Genomic DNA, 18,425 nt, shown 5'->3' with positions numbered 1-18,425 from the left:
CGTAAATTCAATCGGGGGTAGGAGATGCTAGCAGATTGGATACAGCTCACTAAGCCCCGCATTCTTCAACTAAATCTGGTAGCGGCATTCGGTGGGTATTGGGTAGCGAGTAAGTGGGAGCCGGATTGGATGCTCTTGTTATGGCTGATGATCGGGACCACACTCACAATGGCTTCGTCCTGCGTGTTAAATAACATTTGGGACTGGCAGCTTGACCAAAAAATGACCCGTACGAAAGACCGACCACTTGCTACTGGACGACTGAAACCTGGGGGCGTACTGCTGTACGCCCTGGTTCTCGGTCTTGTGGGAGAGCTGGTGCTATTTTATAAAGTCAATGCGTTAGTAGGTTGGCTCGGATTGTTCGGGATGTTCGTATACGTAGTCGTTTACACCATCTGGCTCAAAAGAACGTCCACTTGGAGCACGTCCATTGGTGGAGTGTCCGGGGCAATGCCGCCTGTGATGGGGTATTGTGCCTATACGAATGAGATTGACGCAGGAGCGTGGCTTTTGTTCGCTTTGCTCTTCTTGTGGCAGCCTGCTCATTTCTGGTCGCTTGCCATTAGACGTGTAGACGAGTATACAGCGGCTGGATTTCCTCTTCTCCCAGTAATGAAGGGGATCAAGCGGACCAAGCTGCAAATGATTCCGTACGTAGTGTTGCTATTGCCAACGGTAACGATTATGTATGTGTTGGGGTACGTAGGGATTATCTTTTTCGCTGTTTCCTTCCTATTCGGAATGGTATGGATGGGGCATACGATTATTGGGATTGTGTCGGAGAATACGGAAAAATGGGCGAAGACGAATTTTTTCATCTCGATTAATTATTTGATGATTGTGTTTGTGTGCATGGTAGTGGATACGACAGGCCGTCCCTTTTTGTAAGGGATAGTCATTCCCGTAGGAAGGGTAGGGAGTTCCATGAAAGCTATCAAGTATCTAATGATCGGTTCTCTGTTCTTGCTCGTAACTGCATGCGGAAGTGGTGCAACAGAAGAGCAAACAGAAGTTGCAGATGCAGATAAAAGTGCGATGAAGCTATACAAAAATAATTGCATGAGCTGCCACGGTAACGATTTATCCGGCAGGGTAGGTCCAGGCTTGCAGCAAGTTGGCTCGAAAATGACGGAGGAAAAACTCATTGAAATAATTACGGTCGGCGCAAATGGCATGCCTGGTTATGAAAATGTACTCAGCGCAGAAGAAATCGGCCAGTTAGCGAAGTGGCTCTCTGAGAAAAAAGAATAGGAGAGGGGCGGTACAATGAAAAAAACAGCTTGGTTGATCATGCTCAGTATCCTGATGGTTTTGGTAACTGCGTGTGGTCCAGCAAGATTTGATTACAACTATCCGGTTCATGAATTTGCTTATACGGACCAGGAAGGGAAGCCTTTTTCATCGAAAGACCTGGAAAATAAGGTATGGGTTGCAAACTTTGTCTTTACGTATTGTGGAACCGTTTGTCCTACGATGACAGCAAACATGGCTGAATTGCAGAAAAAAGCAAAAGAAGCGGGCGTTGATGTGGAGTTTGTTTCCTTCTCGGTTGATCCAGGAAGAGATACGCCAGAGGCATTGAAGTCATATCTGGGTAAATTCAATGCTGACTTCTCCAATTGGCATGCATTGACTGGCTATGGATTTGATGAGATCAAAACGTTTATTCTCAAGTCATTCAAGACTCCGATAGAAAAGGACCCTAATTCCGATCAAATCATCCACGACACGTTTTTATACTTGGTTGATCAAAAGGGAACAGTGGTTAACCGTTATGAAGGAATGACGGACGTGCCTTACAATCAAATTATCGAGGATATGAAAGCGTTGCAGGAGTAGGGGAGCCAGTCGGGTACGCCGAATAATAGGAAAGACAGATTCTCTATTTGGGAGGGGATGTAACATGTCAATTCAGCAACATAACGTACGAGTAGCAGTTGTTCAAGCTGCTTCGGTCATAATGGATCGTGATGGAAGTACGGAAAAGGCGGTTTCACTGACATTGGAAGCAGGCGAAAAAGGAGCGAAAATCGTTGTTTTTCCCGAAGCTTTTATCCCTGCGTATCCGAGAGGACTTACATTTGGAGCAAAAGTTGGCAGTCGTTCCCCTGAGGGGCGTAAAGACTGGTTTCGTTATTGGGACAATTCGATTGTCGTCCCGAGTGAAGAGACAGACAAGCTCGGGGAGGCAGCGCGCAAGGCTGGTGTGTATCTCGTCATTGGTGTGATCGAGAGAGACAATGAAAATAGCGGTGGCACCTTATATTGTTCCGTCTTATTTTTCGGACCAGATGGTGAGTTGCTTGGCGTGCATCGCAAGCTGAAGCCGACTGCATCCGAACGATTGATTTGGGGCGAAGGGGACGGAAGTACTTTGCCGGTATTCGATACTCCTTACGGTAAGATCGGGGCCCTGATTTGTTGGGAGAATTATATGCCGTTAGCGCGAGCAGCAATGTATGCAAAAGGCGTTCAAATCTACATCGCGCCAACAGCTGATGCGAGAGATGCATGGCAAGCTACCATCCGCCATATCGCATTGGAAGGCAGATGCTTCGTCTTATCGAGCAATCAGTACGTAACAAAAGATATGTATCCAACTGATTTGGCTTGCTACGACGATCTGGCTTCTTCTCCAGACGAGATGAGCAGAGGTGGAAGTGCGATTGTGGGGCCATTGGGTGACTATATCGTCGAGCCTGTTTTTGGTCGGGAGGAGATTCTCTACGCTGATCTGGACATTCGCGATATCGCTTATAGCCAATTCGATTTTGATGTTGTTGGACATTACTCGCGACCGGATGTTTTTACGTTGTTGGTGAATGAAGAGAAAAAAGAGAATGTGAAGTGGATGAAATAAGTCCGTTTTTAAAATGCAGAAGACCTCCAGTGCTTGATAAAAGCTGTGGAGGTCTTTTAATTGCTGTAGCGGAGGAGAAGCGCATTTCCAGTCTACGCTTCAACCTACGCCCCGCAAGGGGTTAAAACTGACCGCTTCGGAACAAATGGCGGGAGCGCTTCAAACGTAGAAGTTTCAATGAAGTATTCCATAAGTGAAGCTGAAATTCCCCGCCATTTGTTCCTACGCTGGGATGGGCTCCAGAGGCGCTTGGACTGGAAATGCGCTTCTCCTACGTAGCTTTGGCAACTTCCTTGCAGGTAAATTCAAGTAGTAAAAAAAGAAAATTAAAGCTTCCTGTCTTGACCAGCAAAACAGTTTAGAAGCTTGAAATAAACAAATACTGTACGAAAGTCCTGTCACATGCTTGGAAGGAGACCGCCCGAACGTAGAGAGGATACAGGCGACTGGAAAACATGTGGCAGGGCTTCCTCCGACCACAATCGTTGTCGGACCACCATCTTTATGACAAAACAGCCTTCAACGCAGCCGCAAATTTAGAGACGCCAAGCGTAATTTCCTCTTCTTTTGGTCGCGCAAAGGTAAAGCGAATGTAGCCGGAGTCTGAGCCATACACACTGCCAGGCACAAAAACGACGCCTCTGCGAACGGCTTCTTCAAATAATTGGTTGTCGTTCACATCTGGGTTAATTTTACACCACAAGTGTAATCCGCCTTGGGGAATGGTGAACGAAAGCTCATTGGGCAACTCTTTTTGCAGTGCCTCCACAAGCAAATCTCTTCTGTACTGTAAATGCATACGTAACCGCTCTAAATGTGGTAGGAAGTTATCGGAATGCAAAAACTGGGCTGCGATTTTTTGTGGTACCACGCTCAGGCCAAAATCCATCTGCTGGCGGGCATCTGCCAAACGCTCGACAACGGAATGAGGCGCCACCATCCAACCGACTCGTAAACCGGATGCAGCAATTTTGGAAAAGGAACCAATGTAGACTACGGAGCCAAGCTGATCCAATGATTTGAGTGGCAGTGGAGGCTTGCCGTCATAGGAAGTCAGACTGAAAGGATCGTCCTCTACAATCGGCAGACCGAGTTCGCTTGCTACATCCAACAGCTGCGTGCGCCGAGTGGGATCAAGACAAATTCCTGTAGGGTTTTGAAAAGTGGGATTGATAAAGATCATCTTGATCCGATGTTTTTTATACAAGGCTCGAATATCTTCTGGATCAATTCCGTTATGGCTGACAGGAAGGCGGAACAGGCGAAGTCCAGCAGATTGAAACATAGGCAACGAGTAAGAATAAGAGGGATCTTCGATGGCAACTGCATCGCCGGGTGCAAGCAGACATTGGGTGATCAAATACAGAGATTGTTGAGAACCCGACGTGATCAGAATAGAAGAGTCTGTTGTCTGCACATTCCGGTATCGTGACAAATACGAGACCAGCTCTTCACGCAATGGCGTAAAGCCTTGAGGATTGTCGTATCCCAAATATTCGGTGAAGGGGTTTTCCTTCATCAGTGTACTGATTTCCTTACCTGGAGAGAGTTGAGAAGACAACTCCCCACTCGCAAAGTCGATTAGACTGCTGTCTTTTTGCAAGGCTTCTCTAATCCGCCGCAGATAAGACAAATTCGGGAGGAATTGACCACCTTCTACATATCGATGCCAGTTGGGTGTATGCTTCGGAGTTGCCTCCCATTTATTTTTACTTACACGAGTACCGCTTCCTGTTCTGCTCTCGATGATGCCTAATGCCCGAAGTTCCTCGTACGCTAAAATAACAGTGCTTCGGTTTACTCCTAGTTGCTCAGCCAGTTTTCTCTCAGAAGGGAGCAGGCTCCCAGGGGGGAACTCTCCATATGAAATTCTGCGTTCAATCTCATCGGCTATTTGGTGGTATAGAGTTTGACTGCTCGACCGATCAGGCTTCCAAATGATAATCACAACCTTGCACATATTCATTGTTTGTTATATGGGGGGGAATCCATTTCATCATAACATTGTTAAGAAAAATACATGTGACAAAATCGTTCCAAACTGTTGAACATGGATGAGTAAAAAAATCATAAATGAGATGGTTTCATTTCCGAATGAGTATGATTAGGTTTCCATCTAATGGTGATGAATACTCGTGATAAAAATAGATGGATTTTTCTTACAAAGAGAAAGGGTGTGCCAATCCGATCGAGAATGAGTAAAGACATTATATGGGAATAGGGGAAAGGAGGAGTGATCATCATTGAGTAATTTGACGTTACGGTATTTGAAGGTTTTGGTTGTAGCACTATCCGCAGCATTTGGGACGTCCATTTTCTTAGGGAATCTTATGGACTACCATTCCAATTATCAATTTGTTCAACATGTTCTGTCCATGGATACCACGTTTGAGGGGAACGCACTTATGTGGCGAGCCATTACTGATCCTACTGCTCACACTATAGCTTATATCGGAATCATCATTGAGGAAGGGGTGTTCTCCCTTTTTGGTTGGATCGCGACAGGAAATATGCTGCGTAATGTAAAGAAGGATGCAAAAACGTTCAATAACTCGAAAACATTCGCATACATCGCTTACATGGTTGCTTTTTGCATCTGGTTTTTCGGATTTGCGATTGTGGGCGCAGAGTGGTTCGCTATGTGGCAATCACAAGTATGGAATGGTCAGCAGGTAGCGTTTAACATTACAGAGGTGATGATTGGATTCGTGATTTTGGTTTCTTTACGAGATCGAGAATTAACAGATAGGTAGTAGTAGAGCCACGTTCCTTTGAGAGCGTGGCTTTTTTGTTTGAATCGCATTTTTCGTTCGGAGTTAAATATGCGAGGGAATCACGAACGTCGGGTTATGCTGGTTCAAAATATCTTCCATTCGCTGACGCACAGTCTCTCTATACGAGGGGTCTGGCAGAATGTAAAAGCGATTGCTCTTGATCGCCAGGAAGGTGTGATCAGCTACTTCTTTTGGAGAAATTCCTTGCTCGACACCTGAACGAATGAACTGGTCGATGGCGGTGGTCATCGGTGACGGCTCCACGATATCTCCTGGTTTGCTGTACTCGGCTGGACGATTGCGATGGGCGTCACATATTTGCGTTTGAACAAATCCGGGGCATAAAACGGAAACACCGATTTTGGATTGGATCATTTTCAATTCGTGGTAGAGGGTTTCCGACAGACTGACTAACGCATGCTTGCTTACACGATAAATGCTATTCCCTGGTCCGGACTCTAGGCCAGCGAGAGAGGCGGTGTTCACGATGTGGCATTCAGTCCCTTGTTTTAACATCATGGGTACGAAAATTTGTGTAGCGTGAATGGCACCCCACAAGTTCACATTCACGACCCATTGCCAATCAGCAAAGGTGCTTTGCCAGATTGTCGAGCCTCCGCCAACCCCTGCATTATTGAACAATAGATGGACAGCACCGAACGAGTCTAGCGTTTTCTGTGCAAGCATCTGGATATCCTTTTCTTTGCTTACGTCCGTTACGACGGCGAGGACAGTTGCTCCTGCTGCCTGTAATTCCTGCTCTACTCGTTGGAGCGCCGCTACTTCTACATCGGCAAGAACAACCTTCATCTGCTCCTCAGCACAGCGTGTTGCCAATGCGAAACCGATACCGCTGGCCGCTCCGGTAATGACCGCTACTTTGTTTTCAAACTGCTTCATGACATACCTCCTTTAAACGAAACTCAAACACACTTGGTTAATGTTTTGATTATAATAGACATTTTAATTAAATGTCTATTTATATTTGTGAATGAGTGCAATCTGGGATACTGCGAGCATGTGGTGAAAAAAGTAGCATATATTTTGGTGAGACTAGAAAGATGGGTGAGACCAATATGAAGCGAATCGGAACGCAGCATTGGAGCGTCATAAAGAGCTTGATACCTCCTACGGCAGAACTAGTGGTCATGCCAAAGCCGCACGATCAACCAGCCGTTATCGTCGCTGATCTCGATGGTGATAATCGTCAGGAAATAGCCTGTGTTTATCGCAACCATGGCGAAATGTACGTCATGGTCGCCAAGCAGGATGAGAATCGCTGGCATCCAATCGGCAATTTCAAAGGACAAGGCTATACGGTTTCCGAATTATTGGCTGCTCCCATTGTCGATGCCCAAATGAATAGCTTATTGATTGGGTGGCAAATAGGCGGGGTATGGTCGAACATAGATATTTTGCAGTGGTCGGCGAATGGATTTATGCACATGCTCCATCAGGAGACACGAGCAAGCAGAGTTGAGGTGGAAGACATGCCGGGGGTTAATGGAATGGATGGCAACGCTGAGCTTGCTCTGTGGCTACATGATAGTGGAAAAGCGTTTCAAGTAGAGGTGTATAGGTGGGACGCAGGAAGTCTGGTAATCGCAGCCGATGTCTATCCCTATTATTTTCAGAAGATGGTTGCCTACTATGAGTCTGTCCTTGAAGAGAGCGATTCGGCGAGGTATTGGTACTACCTGGGGGACGCGCAAAGAAAAGCAGGAATGCATGCTCAAGCTTTTCAATCCATCGAGCAAGCATTGCAGTTTCCCAATCCGTATCCTTCTCGGGAGGCCCTGCTTCGTTGGAAGAAAGAGTTGGATGCAGCAAAAAGAAAAAGCTAAAAAAGCACCCATGAGAGGGTGCTTTTACTTTATGAGGGGGAAGCGTTGTTTTCTTATTGCACTTTATAAGACATCAAAATTTCTTGTGCGAGCGGCTTCCACTCTTCCATTTGTGCCTCGGTGCAATTGAAAGTGGTCATCAGCATTTTGCCGTCGAGCTCTGTAAAGAAAATGAGGTTGTAAATTTTCGTATCAGCAGCAGGAGTCAGCAGTTCGAACACACCAACGTTTTTCCCATTGATTTGGATTACTTCATCGCGATACCAGGTTGCATCTTGGTACATGTTGGAGAACGCTTGTTTCATCGGATCCTTCATGTCTTTGAGAAGGCTGTCTTGAATAGGTGTTTCTGTATGACTAAACGCAATGTTAATGGAACCTTTTTCATCGGTATAAATCAAGGAAGGACGATTTTCCATTGGGTATTTTTCTTTTGCCATCTCATCAGACATGACAGTAAAGCCTTTTGGAATCAAGATTTCCACTTTGTCGTTCAGAACTTTTTTCGCTTCCAGCTTGTCGTTTGTTGTTGGCGCTGGTGTAGCAGAATCTGTTTTTGGAGCTTCAGTTGGTTTAGCGGCTTCTGTGGTTTGTGTTGCATTTTGCTCAGCTGGCTTAGTATCAGCTGGCTTGTTTGAACAAGCAGAGACAGCCAACATGGAGAGCAACAAAGCTACGGATACTAGTTTTTTCATCTGAATAGATCCACCTTTTTATACATAATTGGAAATGTACGGAATTTCCTTACCGATTCTATCATGGGGTGCATAATACTGGAAATACAAGAGGTTAATTGTGAATATTCTATCATTAACTCTGCTCTCTTACATACTCAAGGGGTCTAGGACAAAATACACCCATTCATACAACGACAAAATGGGCGTATTTTCCTATTTTCAAATATTGTGTGTCGTAATATAGCGGTTGCGAATCTTCTCTCCCAAATAATTTACCGCAAAACGGACAAACGCCCCGTTCCACCCCATATAAATACCGAAATTGTTCAGCTGTGCCACATGCCCGAGCATGACAAAGCGCTTGAAACGGTCATTCCGACCTTTTGGCGCTTGCAGTCTACCATTGATGCGCAGTGTACTCCATCCTCATATCACAATCGAGTGGATCGCATGGGGATTCGATCAACCCATCTGCTAGGGAAAAGCGAAATGTTTTTTGAGAGTCTGACAAATAAAAGGTAACGGGCCTAACGATAGAGAGAAACAGCGAATGATTATTTTTCCGAATCTGTTCCTTGAAGTCCAAGCCAGCCTCGAAGAGCTTGTCCGATTCGATTTTGACCGAAGGAAGGAGAGTGGGAGAGGAAGCCATCTTCTCATAGTCTTGTGCGTAGAGGGAGAGCGCCTTCTCAGGATCATGAGCTTCATGTGGCGTCCACGTATCGCCGGGATACAAAATAATGGGTTCGGCATCCGTTTCCTGCAGGAGGCGGTACACACTGTCTAAGCTTTCGTTATCATGGATACCCGTACAAACGAATTGAGTAAAGTAATGATCCAAAATCTAGATTGGGTGTCGAAAAAGCTCCCAGTAGAGAAGGTGGCAATAGAGAAAGCAGCTGCTTTTCTGAAACAGCTGGTGGGCGATCAAGCAAGTCAGTATAAAGTAGAGGCAAAGGTCGAGCAGGGCGGTGGCGGTGCCATTTTTGAAGACTATGAGTATGGCTTTGTGACAGTAGAGGTGACGTTCCGTCCAGCTACAGGCAAGGGAATCACGATCTCTGTGGATGAAGCAGGTCGTATCGTAGGCTTTCAGTATACGGATGAGTAAGTAAACGTCAAAAAGCATTCGGAATTCGAATGCTTTTTACGTACAGCCAATCGCTGGTTTTATCCGATAAAACGAATAATCTCTTCTTTCGCTTGTCTGGTTTTCGCACGGGGTTCATTTTTCCGATAGCCAAAAGCCACCATGCAAGCGATGCCGAAGCGTTCTCTGTCGAGAAGCCCCTCCGCTGCAAGGATATCCTCAACCTTTTCTTTTGCAAAGCCTTCAATGGGGCAGGAATCAATGCCGATCATCGCAGCAGACGTCATCATATTGCCAAGCGCGATGTAGGTCTGTCTGGAGGCCCATTCGAACATGACTCGCTCGTCATCAAACAGGGCGAAATCGTTTTTCAGGAAGTGATCGTAAGCAGCGCCTTTTTGCTGTACGACGTTTTCTGGCAAGTCCTGCGTGTCTTTCATCATATGTTGGATATATTCGGAATCAGCGGCCATTTCTTGTTTGGTCCGAGCCAATACGATGACAAAATGGCTTGCGGTCGGCAGTTGTTTTTGCGCACCCCATGCGACGGGTAACAGCTTCTCTCTAAGCGTCGAATCTTGTAGCACGAGGAAGTTCCATGGTTCAAAACCAAAGGAGCTAGGTGACAGGCGAGCAGTCTCCATAATAAAATCAAAGTCTTCATTCGTAATTTTTTTAGCTGCATCAAACTCCTTGCAGGCATGTCTGAATTGATAGGCTTCTATGATTTGGTCTTTACGCATGATGTCATCCTTCTTTCGAATAGGTTTATGAAACCGTTGATAGAAAATGGGCTGGCGTGGATCAATAGCAGAGCGGGACCGTTTCCCTCCACTGCGTAAGCGATGTCGACTGGGCCTACCCGCACTTACTTTTACATGAGCTCCCTCCTTTAAAAGTGTTTTACAAAACTGAGCATACCGAATACACTAAACAAAAGTAAGTACGCACTTTTTCGGTTAATACTTACGAAAAGGGAAGTGAGTGGGATGAAGAAGAAACTAGCGATGAGGTACCTATTAAATGGCAAGGAATATCCTTGCCCGATCGAGCTTGCCGTCTCGGTTTTTGCGGGACGATGGAAGGTATCAATCATTTGTCAGCTGTTCAAAGGGAAAAAAAGGTACGGAGAATTAAAGAAAAATATAATCGGTGTGAATCATAAAATGCTGGCAGAACAATTGCGGGAGTTGGAGGAAGCAGGAATCGTCAAGCGTGAAGTGTATCCGGTCGTTCCGCCAAAAGTAGAGTACGAGTTGACCGAGCTAGGGCAAGGCTTGGGACCTGTCATTGAGTATTTGCGAGAATGGGGAGAACATTTTCAAACAGAGGCACCAGAAGAGTCTCTATCTACTGCTCACGGGTCATGAAAACCGCCACCTGAAAGGGTGGTTTTTTTATTTTGTAACCTCCCGGTGGACACGATTTCTGGCTTTAGGCTGGATGCGGTAACAGGAAAGGCATTCAAATAAACATAGGTGATCCCGTTTCTCATCATGAGGGCGGGATTTTTTCTTTATGGGGTGCCGAAAGCATGTTCCATCCATTCCGTTTTATTGGCTAATTATAAAAAAGTCCCCGATTTATAGAAAAAGTTAACATGTTACCAAAATTTCCCAATATTGTAGGTAAGGGTATTCTGGTGGTTCTGTAAAGATGATCTGTCGATTCATCCTATGTATGAATCTGGTGCAGTTATCAACAGAATTTTCCGCATGCCAAAGAAAGGGGGGTGATCTTCATGAATCTATAGAGGAAACCATTCCTATAGGATAACAACTTCTAAAACGGGAGGAAGACTTATGCAAAGAAGTTTTAAATACCTATTCACATCTGTTTTTTCTTTGATTTGTGTTTTGTACATTCAAACGGATGTTTTTGCCGCACCCGCATACGATGGAGTTGTCAAAATGGAGCAACCGTCAGGAGAATCGTTTCAAGCCGTGATGCATGGAGATGAATGGTTCCATTGGGCAAGCACAAAGGATGGCGATGTACTTTTACAAGATCAGGAGGGATATTGGAATTACGCTGAACTTACATCAGATGATCTGCAATCTACGGGGATAAAATATAAAATTGACGAAAAGCCTTCCGAAGCGGTAAATGAGAAAAATCTGATGAAATGGATAAATGAGTACGATCCTCAAGCGAATAAAAAACAGGAGTTCATGAATGAGCTACAACAAGAATTTTCGGGATCACCAGAAAATATTGACGGAAGTGTCACGCCAGTTTCAGGAACCCCAAAATTGCTTGTTTTGTTAATTGGGTTTACAGATGTTGATATCGCATATAGCGCCAACGATTGGAGCAACAAATTCTTTTCTGCAAATCAAAAGTCAGTAAAGCATTACTATAATGAAGTGAGTAATGGAAAAGCACAGATCACTCCAGCAGCCGAAATATTTGGTACGCAAAATGATGGAGTTGTGAAAGTAAAATTAGATTACGCTCATCCGGATACATCGGGAAAAGACATTAGGACGGTTATAACAGATGCACTGGATAAAGCGGATTCTGAGGTGAACTTTGCTAGTTTTGATATCAATAATGATCAAGTCATCGACTCCAAAGACGGCTTCTACATTGTAACTGTTCTTGCTGGTAATGAAGAGGCTAGTGGTGGTGCAGTGCCAAATATTTGGGCACATCAGTGGTATGCTCCCAACACAAATCATGATGGTGTTACAGTATCAGGTATGTATACGACGCAGGGTGAAAAACAATTTGGTCATATGGCAACGATGGGTATCACTGCTCATGAATTGGGTCATTCCTTGGGCCTTCCAGATCTCTATGGTGCTAATAATCATGTGGGTGGTCTAAGTATAATGGCAAATGGAACCTGGAATAATCTCCAAGGGGAAGATCCTGGAACTACACCTACTCATATGGATGCCTGGTCAAAAGGAAAATTAGGATTTGTCACACCAACTGTAGTAAATGCCGCTAACAATTTTACGCTACAAGCCATCCCGAATAATTATAATGTTTTAAAGGTTCCTTTAAAGGATAATACGTATTTTTTAGTTGAGAATCGCGAAAAAGTTGGATATGATGCTAGCTTGCAAACAGTTTCTGGAGGCATCGCGGTTTGGCACATTGATGAATCCATGAATAATAACACGAATGATCCTCATCCTTTCATTGACATAGAGCAATCCGTGAGCGAATACCAAGACCCATTCTATTACACGAATAATAATCATGCTGCCTCCTTTAGTCCAGACACCAATCCGAACAGTAATACCTATACTGGAGAAAAATCGGGAGTAACGATTACGACGACAAGCACAAGTAATTCCGCCATGAATGTGGCAGTTACAGCAGGAGAAGCCAGTCTGATTCCGAAAACGAATTGGACGCTAAAATATGTAGACAGCGATGAATTGTACAATGAAGCCCCGAAAGCCTTTGATGGAAACAACAGCACGTTTTGGCACACGAAATGGAGCCCCGTAGCTCCAATGCCGCACGAGATTCAAATTGACTTGGGTGCAACGTATAGCCTTTCCAAATTCAGTTACCTGCCAAGACAAGATGGTCAAGTGAACGGAACGATCAAGAACTATGAGTTCTACGTCAGTAGTGATGGAGTGAATTGGGGAACAGCTGTAGCCACAGGTACCTTTGCAAATGATACTACGTTGAAAGAAGTCAGCTTTGCAGCCAAGACAGGTCGCTATATGAAACTGCGTGCCTTAAGCGAGGTAAACAATAACCCATGGACAAGTGCAGCTGAAATCAATGTATTTGGGCAATAATGTATGGTGAGGGTAGCTATTTCAATCAGTGATACGCTACCCAAAAAGGTTATCATCTGCTGAGAGTTTCGTTCGGCATTTGATAACCTTTTTATTCGCTCGGGGGGAATTGCTGGGCAATGATGAGAGTTGGGCACATTGGATGGATATTCGATTAACGAAGGTTGAGTAGAAGGATGAGGACCAGAGAGGGAGCATCAGGTGAGGATGCTCCTTTTTTATGGTTAATTTTCATTTTATCAAAAAATACTTGAATAAAATTAAAGTTTTAATTAATATAATTAAAAATAGGAGGCGATGCTATTCATGGAACGCGACGAAATTCCATCTTGGGTGTTAGCTCTGGACAAGGAGACCCTCGAATTTATCAGGAAGTTTATTATCAGTTCGGGCTCTCTCAAGGGGATGGCTGATGAGTACGGTGTATCGTACCCAACAGTTCGGGCCAAGCTCGACCGAATCATTAAAAAGATCGAATTACATAGCAAGGAAGCGGAAGTAGAGTTCGTGCAAATGATCAAAAACCTGGTCATTGACGAACGGATGAGTTTGGAGGTAGCCAAGCTCATTATTGAAAAATACAAACAAGAAAGAGATGAAAGCAGATGAGTACGGGGATGATTCAATTTTTGGTTGGGCTCGGTATTGTGGGGATGCAAAATTTACTCGGCAGACTGAATCACGCTTATTGGGGGGCAATCTTCCCAGGCATCTTTCTTGTGTACCTGGTCTACGGTTATGTTACTGGTTTATTTAAAGATGGCAGTGAACTGACGTTGATCTTGGTAGCAGTTGGTGGGATCGCGATTCTATCTTTGGCTTGGTCGAAAGGCAGAAGGGCGATGAAGGCGAAGAGGAAGAAGGAGATGGAGAGAATGGAGCTGCTTGATTTGTAGTGATTGGAACCACCTGAATAGGGTGGTCTTTTCTCTTTTAAGTAGCTGTAGTGGGGGAAGAAGCGCAACTTTTGTACACCAACTTAAAAGTCGATTCGCAAGTTGTAAACGACAAAATTAAAAAATCTCTTCAACGGTGGAGATAATAAAAAAACAGTCCCCGCAAAGTTTACTCCGCGAAAACTGTCTTCAAAATCACGCTTACTTCATAAATTTCGCTACCCCGTTAAAAATCCAATCCGCACCATCTCCCGCGGAGCGCTGAATCAATTGCTCAGAACCGTTCATTTCTGCATACTGCTGTTCCTCTGCGGTAATCGGAATCATCCATAACAGATTCACAGGATCTCCCGCCATGAGCGGAAGAGGAATGCTCGGTGCATCCTCAGGTTTTGCGAGCAGCATGGAGGAGAAGCGGCTGTTGATCTGACTGATTTCCTGGCACGGAATGGTGTGACCTTGCGCGAGGAAGGTCATATACGACCACGGCAGAGAGGTTTGGCCGCTGATGTAGGCCAGCAATTGTTGCTCGTTTTGGGCGAGCCATTTCGTTTCGCAGGCAAAGGCCAGCTCGAATCGGCGTAATTGCTCTGGCTCTTCTGTATACTGCTCGACTTTTGGCTGACGCAATATGGACACCCCGAGGGTCATCGCATAGGTAACGTCGCCTTTTTCGATGGTCACCAATGCCTTCGGGGGCCAGTGACCGCCGTCGATGCCGTAATACTGTTTAACTGGGCCGAGAGTCGAGGTAATCGCGTCCATGAACTGCTGCTGGATGTCAGGCCAAGGGTTGCCATCCCAGACCGCCCAAAAATGCTGGGCAGCCTCGATGCGGGCAAACATGGCGTTCGTTTCTGATGTTCCCAGCGGAAAGCATAAATGAGATTCTCCGGTGCAATCTCGCGCATACGAAGGATAGTGCGAGCCGTCCGGGGAAGGGCCAGCCCAGCTGGGAATCACACACAGTACCTCATCCCCATACAAAAGTGCCGCTGAATCGCCTTCCTCCAGCCAGACGATCGAGAGCTGCTCCGGGTCCAGCCTGTCCGCTCCATCTTGATGAGCGCAGCAATCGCGTGGAAGCATGGGAGCTTGACCATCCTGCATGGCATCGAAATCGATCGAATCCGGTGCGGGTCCGTAATTTCTTACCCAACAAGAGCGAATGCTAGCATGCTCCTCACCGGGATAATCCCACAAATAAAAAAAGACGCCGTTCTCATCCTCTTCGACAAAAGCTTGAATCGGACAAATCGGAGAGAACTCCTCTAATAGGATGTTTTTCATAGGTTTCACCTTCAATCATCGTGATAGATTCGCCGATAACTATAAAGATTTGGGCTTGATTAAACAGGGTTAGAATACCATAATTGACTATTGATTACAAAATTCAGTGCTTTGAAAATGTTTGCTCAGCAAAGGAGGTTGCCAGATGAATCAATGCACCATTTATGTCTCCATCCAACAATGCGAGAAAGTCGTCGCTGCCATTGTCGAGGCTTTTCGTGATCAATTGGTAGAGGTATCCGCAGACGAGCGGGCGGTGACCGTGACAGATAAAAAATGGTTTAGCAAGAGCAAGATCACCTTCAATCTTATGCGTGAGGACGATGACCAAGAAGCCTTTCTCCAAATGAAAAAAGGGATGTACGGCTACTTTGCACAGATTGAAACGGCCAACGAGAAAGTCCAGCAAAAGCTGTTGTACCAAATTACAGCGCTCAATGTGGCGGTAGGAATCGTGGCGAGCAAGGAAATCGATCAGAAGACGTTTGCGTCCATTATGGCGATTGCTGAAGAAGTACACGGGATTGTCTTTCTCCCTACCGGAGACATGCTCGATAAACAAGGAAGGCTGATTCTCAATACGGCAGGAGAATCGGAAGTGGACGATTTTCTAGTGACGGTCAGCGTAGACCTGATCGATGGACATATTCAGCCTTCTCAGTCAGGAGAAGCGCGCAAGGAGCGGAGCATCAAGCTATTGCAGGAGCAAGGCATTCCGTACATCCCGCATCTTCCTGTTATCGTAGGGGACGAGGACGCTGTTATCAGGAGCAAGGACGAGATGGTTCAGCGAGCGATTGCCCTGTGCTTGATTGCGGTATATGCCGGAGGGATCGCCGAAAACGGGCAAATCAGGGAAGAGCGGGAGTTCATCGAAGGAATTATTGAGCAGTTTGGCGCTGCTGAATTTTTTACGGAAAAAGAGAGAGATTTCTTGAATGATCCACAGCCAGACCGAACCGATATGATTCAGATGGCTTGGATGTACGAATGCTACTGGGTACTGCTGTGGGCACTCGGGTATGTAGAAGAGCTCGAATTCCCGGATGAGATTTGTGATGTGAGCACTGCGATTGATGCTCTCAGAAGCGCAGGTGACTATGACACCTTCTATAGCAATGCAGTTGTGAGAAGCAAACAAGAGATTCTCGACCAAGCAGATTTAATCTACCGCTATGATTGGGCATGCGTGGATGCTCGCATCAACAATCGCACGGTTGTAGGCGGTTTGAATGACGAAGTGGTTATTGAAAGACACAGAGCATTGAATTGGCTGGTTCGTTACATGGAGGATGACTGGGATCATGTGTCGACGGATACATAGGCTGTATTCGCGAAAAAGTGGGACACCGTGCGTCATCTTCTTAGCAGGAATGGGCGATAGCGGTGAGACATGGAAGATCGTTCAAGATCGAATCTCGCAGGAAGCGTCGACTTTATCCTATGATCGTGCGGGGATTGGCAGGAGCCCAGCGGCAGCAGTCGTACCGCGGACTTGTCGTGATCTCGTAGAGGAGCTATATGATTTGCTGCAGGAGATAGGGGTGGAGCCGCCATACATTTTGGTCGGACATTCTTTTGGCGGTCTGGTCGCTAGACTGTTTGCTAGTCTATATCCGCAGCTTGTTTCGGGGATGGTTTTGGTTGACGCTGCTCCCGAATATAAGGAGCTCGCATATGAAAAGGTTTTGCCTGATAACCTGATCGCAGCCAATCGAGAATATTACGAGAATCCGATGCGAAACAGCGAGAAGATCGATAAGATACGGAGCTACCAAGAAATTGTTGACCATTTTCTGCAAAGCGACATACCTGTCTCAATTATTACGAGAGGCTTAACGGACATATGGGACGAGAAATGGCCGAACGAGGAAATTTTGAAAATCGAACAAAATCTGCAAACCGATTTCAGGCGGCTATCTACATCAAGCAAGCAAAGAATTGCCGGTCGCAGCGGGCATTATATTCATCATGATGAACCGGATATCGTGGTCGAGGAAATTTTGATGATGTTGAGGCGGATGAAAACGTGAGGGATACGAGAACAAAACTCATACTGGACCTGCAAAGATTGGAGCAGGAACAATACCTGATTCGTGAAGGGGAGCAACTACAGGATTTCGTCGGGCTATTGCTGCAATACATCGGGGACCCTGACCCGGAGCTGCGTGATAATCTCATTTACCCGGCATTTTATTACTGGATTCTTGATGAGAAACATCTGACGGAGGCGCAATTGCGCAGCCTTCTCCGAGAACTGACGGACGATACGCATTTGTTCTATCAGATCGGCAGCGAGGGTGATCAATCTGTATTTACGAGGACATTCTCTGCATTGCCGATTGCCTTGATCATGCGACGTCACAGGCAGAAGCCTTTTTTGGAGCTCGCTGATTTCCAGCATGTGAAGAATGCCATGCTCCGCTATTTTCAAGAGGAAAAGGATTTGCGCAGCTATTTGTCAGAAGGAGGCTGGGCGCACAGTACGGCACACGGGGCAGACGTATTCGTAGAGCTAGTGCAGTGCCCAGAGAGCGACGAAGCCGTACAGCGAGACATCCTTCGTGCGATCCAGGGCGTGTTGGATAACAGAAAGCATATTTTCAATGACGAAGAAGATGAACGTCTGGCAAGCATTGTCGATACGATGATAGATAAAGATTTGCTCCCAGAGCAGGAGCTCGCTGACTGGATCAATGGCTTGGCAAGCTGTGCAGAACTGCCGAAAAGTCGTACCCAGGTCATCGCTCGAGTGAACAGCAAGAACTTTTTGCGCTGTCTCTATTTTAGAAGAGAACGAGATAGCCAAAAGAATGAACTTGCGGCTACATTGCTTGCTGCCGTAACGAAATGTAACAGGTTTGCGATCAGTTAATGGGTGAGGGTGAAGGGTGATGCCGTGACAGACGGCATCAACCTTTTCTTTTTATATGAAGTTTAAAAGGTAGCGGTCAACCAATAAAGCTGGTGAGAAGAAAAAGCGCAGGGCTCGTAGACCTTGACAACGCCTACCCAGTCGGAACTTAAAAAAGGGGACCAGCTTGTCGAACACTTCTTCTTCGAGATACTTCCGCCCGTAGGGTGGCTTTGGCTCGACGGTCCCCTTTTTTAAGTATAGACGGACAGTAATTCCCCCCTGCTGGCGTGTCAGAGTCGAAGAGAACTGCGCTTTTTCTTCTCCACTACACCCGAACGATTGACAATCACTCACTAGTACTATATAG

The 18,425-nt window shown here is 45.8% G+C and carries 20 protein-coding genes; 14 read left to right on the top strand and 6 right to left on the bottom strand.

Going from position 1 to position 18,425, the window contains the following annotated elements:
• The first annotated feature begins 24 nt into the window (after positions 1-24).
• The 4 genes from cyoE (at position 25) to ACFVS2_RS32875 (ending at position 2,863) form a co-directional block, all read left to right on the top strand.
• Complete coding sequence (cyoE, locus tag ACFVS2_RS32890) at positions 25-891, top strand: heme o synthase (protein WP_390240709.1); 867 nt, start codon at positions 25-27, stop codon at positions 889-891.
• A 36-nt stretch (positions 892-927) separates the two neighbouring features.
• Entirely contained in the window at positions 928-1,254 is a 327-nt protein-coding gene (locus ACFVS2_RS32885; protein WP_390240707.1) for a c-type cytochrome, read from the top strand.
• Positions 1,255-1,269: 15 nt separating this feature from the next.
• A complete protein-coding gene (locus tag ACFVS2_RS32880) occupies positions 1,270-1,842 on the top strand; it encodes an SCO family protein (protein ID WP_173616881.1) in 573 nt (190 codons plus the stop codon).
• A 64-nt stretch (positions 1,843-1,906) separates the two neighbouring features.
• Complete coding sequence (locus tag ACFVS2_RS32875) at positions 1,907-2,863, top strand: carbon-nitrogen hydrolase family protein (protein WP_173616880.1); 957 nt, start codon at positions 1,907-1,909, stop codon at positions 2,861-2,863.
• Between the two features lie 502 nt (positions 2,864-3,365).
• Here the strand turns inward: ACFVS2_RS32875 and pdxR are convergent.
• Positions 3,366-4,829 carry a MocR-like pyridoxine biosynthesis transcription factor PdxR gene (pdxR, locus tag ACFVS2_RS32870; RefSeq protein ID WP_173616879.1) on the bottom strand — a complete coding sequence of 488 codons (1,464 nt, stop codon included), beginning with the start codon at positions 4,827-4,829 and terminating at the stop codon, positions 3,366-3,368.
• Between the two features lie 277 nt (positions 4,830-5,106).
• Here pdxR and ACFVS2_RS32865 point away from each other — a divergent pair, with 277 nt between their 5' ends.
• Positions 5,107-5,616 (top strand): DUF2165 family protein, encoded by a 510-nt coding sequence (locus tag ACFVS2_RS32865; protein WP_390240705.1) that lies wholly within the window; start codon positions 5,107-5,109, stop codon positions 5,614-5,616.
• 63 nt (positions 5,617-5,679) lie between these two features.
• Here ACFVS2_RS32865 and ACFVS2_RS32860 read toward each other — a convergent pair whose 3' ends face one another.
• Positions 5,680-6,537 carry an SDR family NAD(P)-dependent oxidoreductase gene (locus tag ACFVS2_RS32860; protein ID WP_390240703.1) on the bottom strand — a complete coding sequence of 286 codons (858 nt, stop codon included), beginning with the start codon at positions 6,535-6,537 and terminating at the stop codon, positions 5,680-5,682.
• A gap of 176 nt (positions 6,538-6,713) precedes the next feature.
• Between ACFVS2_RS32860 and ACFVS2_RS32855 the strand changes: the two genes are divergently transcribed.
• The gene (locus ACFVS2_RS32855) at positions 6,714-7,481 is read left to right on the top strand and encodes a tetratricopeptide repeat protein (protein WP_390240701.1); all 768 of its coding nucleotides are present in this window, start codon (positions 6,714-6,716) and stop codon (positions 7,479-7,481) included.
• Between the two features lie 53 nt (positions 7,482-7,534).
• Here ACFVS2_RS32855 and ACFVS2_RS32850 read toward each other — a convergent pair whose 3' ends face one another.
• Complete coding sequence (locus ACFVS2_RS32850) at positions 7,535-8,176, bottom strand: hypothetical protein (protein ID WP_390240700.1); 642 nt, start codon at positions 8,174-8,176, stop codon at positions 7,535-7,537.
• 379 nt (positions 8,177-8,555) lie between these two features.
• Positions 8,556-8,936 carry a hypothetical protein gene (locus tag ACFVS2_RS32845; protein ID WP_390240699.1) on the bottom strand — a complete coding sequence of 127 codons (381 nt, stop codon included), beginning with the start codon at positions 8,934-8,936 and terminating at the stop codon, positions 8,556-8,558.
• A gap of 54 nt (positions 8,937-8,990) precedes the next feature.
• Here ACFVS2_RS32845 and ACFVS2_RS32840 point away from each other — a divergent pair, with 54 nt between their 5' ends.
• A complete protein-coding gene (locus ACFVS2_RS32840; protein ID WP_390240697.1) occupies positions 8,991-9,269 on the top strand; it encodes a hypothetical protein in 279 nt (92 codons plus the stop codon).
• A gap of 59 nt (positions 9,270-9,328) precedes the next feature.
• Here the strand turns inward: ACFVS2_RS32840 and ACFVS2_RS32835 are convergent, their stop codons facing one another.
• Positions 9,329-9,991, bottom strand: a complete 663-nt coding sequence (locus ACFVS2_RS32835; RefSeq protein ID WP_390240695.1) for an NAD(P)H-dependent oxidoreductase — start codon at positions 9,989-9,991, stop codon at positions 9,329-9,331.
• 246 nt (positions 9,992-10,237) lie between these two features.
• Here ACFVS2_RS32835 and ACFVS2_RS32830 point away from each other — a divergent pair, with 246 nt between their 5' ends.
• From ACFVS2_RS32830 to ACFVS2_RS32815, 4 genes are all read left to right on the top strand, one after another.
• Positions 10,238-10,618 (top strand): winged helix-turn-helix transcriptional regulator, encoded by a 381-nt coding sequence (locus tag ACFVS2_RS32830; RefSeq protein WP_390240693.1) that lies wholly within the window; start codon positions 10,238-10,240, stop codon positions 10,616-10,618.
• Between the two features lie 432 nt (positions 10,619-11,050).
• Positions 11,051-13,015 (top strand): M6 family metalloprotease domain-containing protein, encoded by a 1,965-nt coding sequence (locus ACFVS2_RS32825; protein WP_390240691.1) that lies wholly within the window; start codon positions 11,051-11,053, stop codon positions 13,013-13,015.
• Positions 13,016-13,321: 306 nt separating this feature from the next.
• Positions 13,322-13,624, top strand: a complete 303-nt coding sequence (locus tag ACFVS2_RS32820) for a DUF2089 family protein (RefSeq protein WP_007723913.1) — start codon at positions 13,322-13,324, stop codon at positions 13,622-13,624.
• A complete protein-coding gene (locus ACFVS2_RS32815; protein WP_173616869.1) occupies positions 13,621-13,911 on the top strand; it encodes a hypothetical protein in 291 nt (96 codons plus the stop codon). Before ACFVS2_RS32820 ends, ACFVS2_RS32815 begins: the two co-directional genes overlap by 4 nt.
• A 201-nt stretch (positions 13,912-14,112) precedes the next feature.
• On the opposite strand, the gene ACFVS2_RS32810 is transcribed toward ACFVS2_RS32815, so the two are convergent.
• Entirely contained in the window at positions 14,113-15,201 is a 1,089-nt protein-coding gene (locus ACFVS2_RS32810) for a suppressor of fused domain protein (RefSeq protein WP_390240688.1), read from the bottom strand.
• A gap of 145 nt (positions 15,202-15,346) precedes the next feature.
• Here ACFVS2_RS32810 and ACFVS2_RS32805 point away from each other — a divergent pair, with 145 nt between their 5' ends.
• The 3 genes from ACFVS2_RS32805 to ACFVS2_RS32795 are packed head-to-tail and all read left to right on the top strand — an operon-like array spanning position 15,347 to position 18,076.
• Positions 15,347-16,525 carry a DUF4272 domain-containing protein gene (locus tag ACFVS2_RS32805; RefSeq protein ID WP_390240686.1) on the top strand — a complete coding sequence of 393 codons (1,179 nt, stop codon included), beginning with the start codon at positions 15,347-15,349 and terminating at the stop codon, positions 16,523-16,525.
• Positions 16,506-17,234, top strand: coding sequence for an alpha/beta fold hydrolase (locus tag ACFVS2_RS32800; protein WP_390240684.1), 729 nt, complete (start codon positions 16,506-16,508; stop codon positions 17,232-17,234). The genes ACFVS2_RS32805 and ACFVS2_RS32800 overlap by 20 nt, the downstream gene beginning before the upstream one ends.
• The gene (locus tag ACFVS2_RS32795) at positions 17,231-18,076 is read left to right on the top strand and encodes a DUF2785 domain-containing protein (RefSeq protein WP_390240682.1); all 846 of its coding nucleotides are present in this window, start codon (positions 17,231-17,233) and stop codon (positions 18,074-18,076) included. Before ACFVS2_RS32800 ends, ACFVS2_RS32795 begins: the two co-directional genes overlap by 4 nt.
• The last annotated feature ends 349 nt before the right edge of the window (positions 18,077-18,425 follow it).

This window comes from Brevibacillus sp. NPDC058079, assembly GCF_042885155.1.
Taxonomy (GTDB): Bacteria; Bacillota; Bacilli; order Brevibacillales; family Brevibacillaceae; genus Brevibacillus.
The sequence above is the reverse complement of the archived record's forward strand: the minus strand, read 5'-3'. Positions and strand labels throughout refer to the sequence as shown.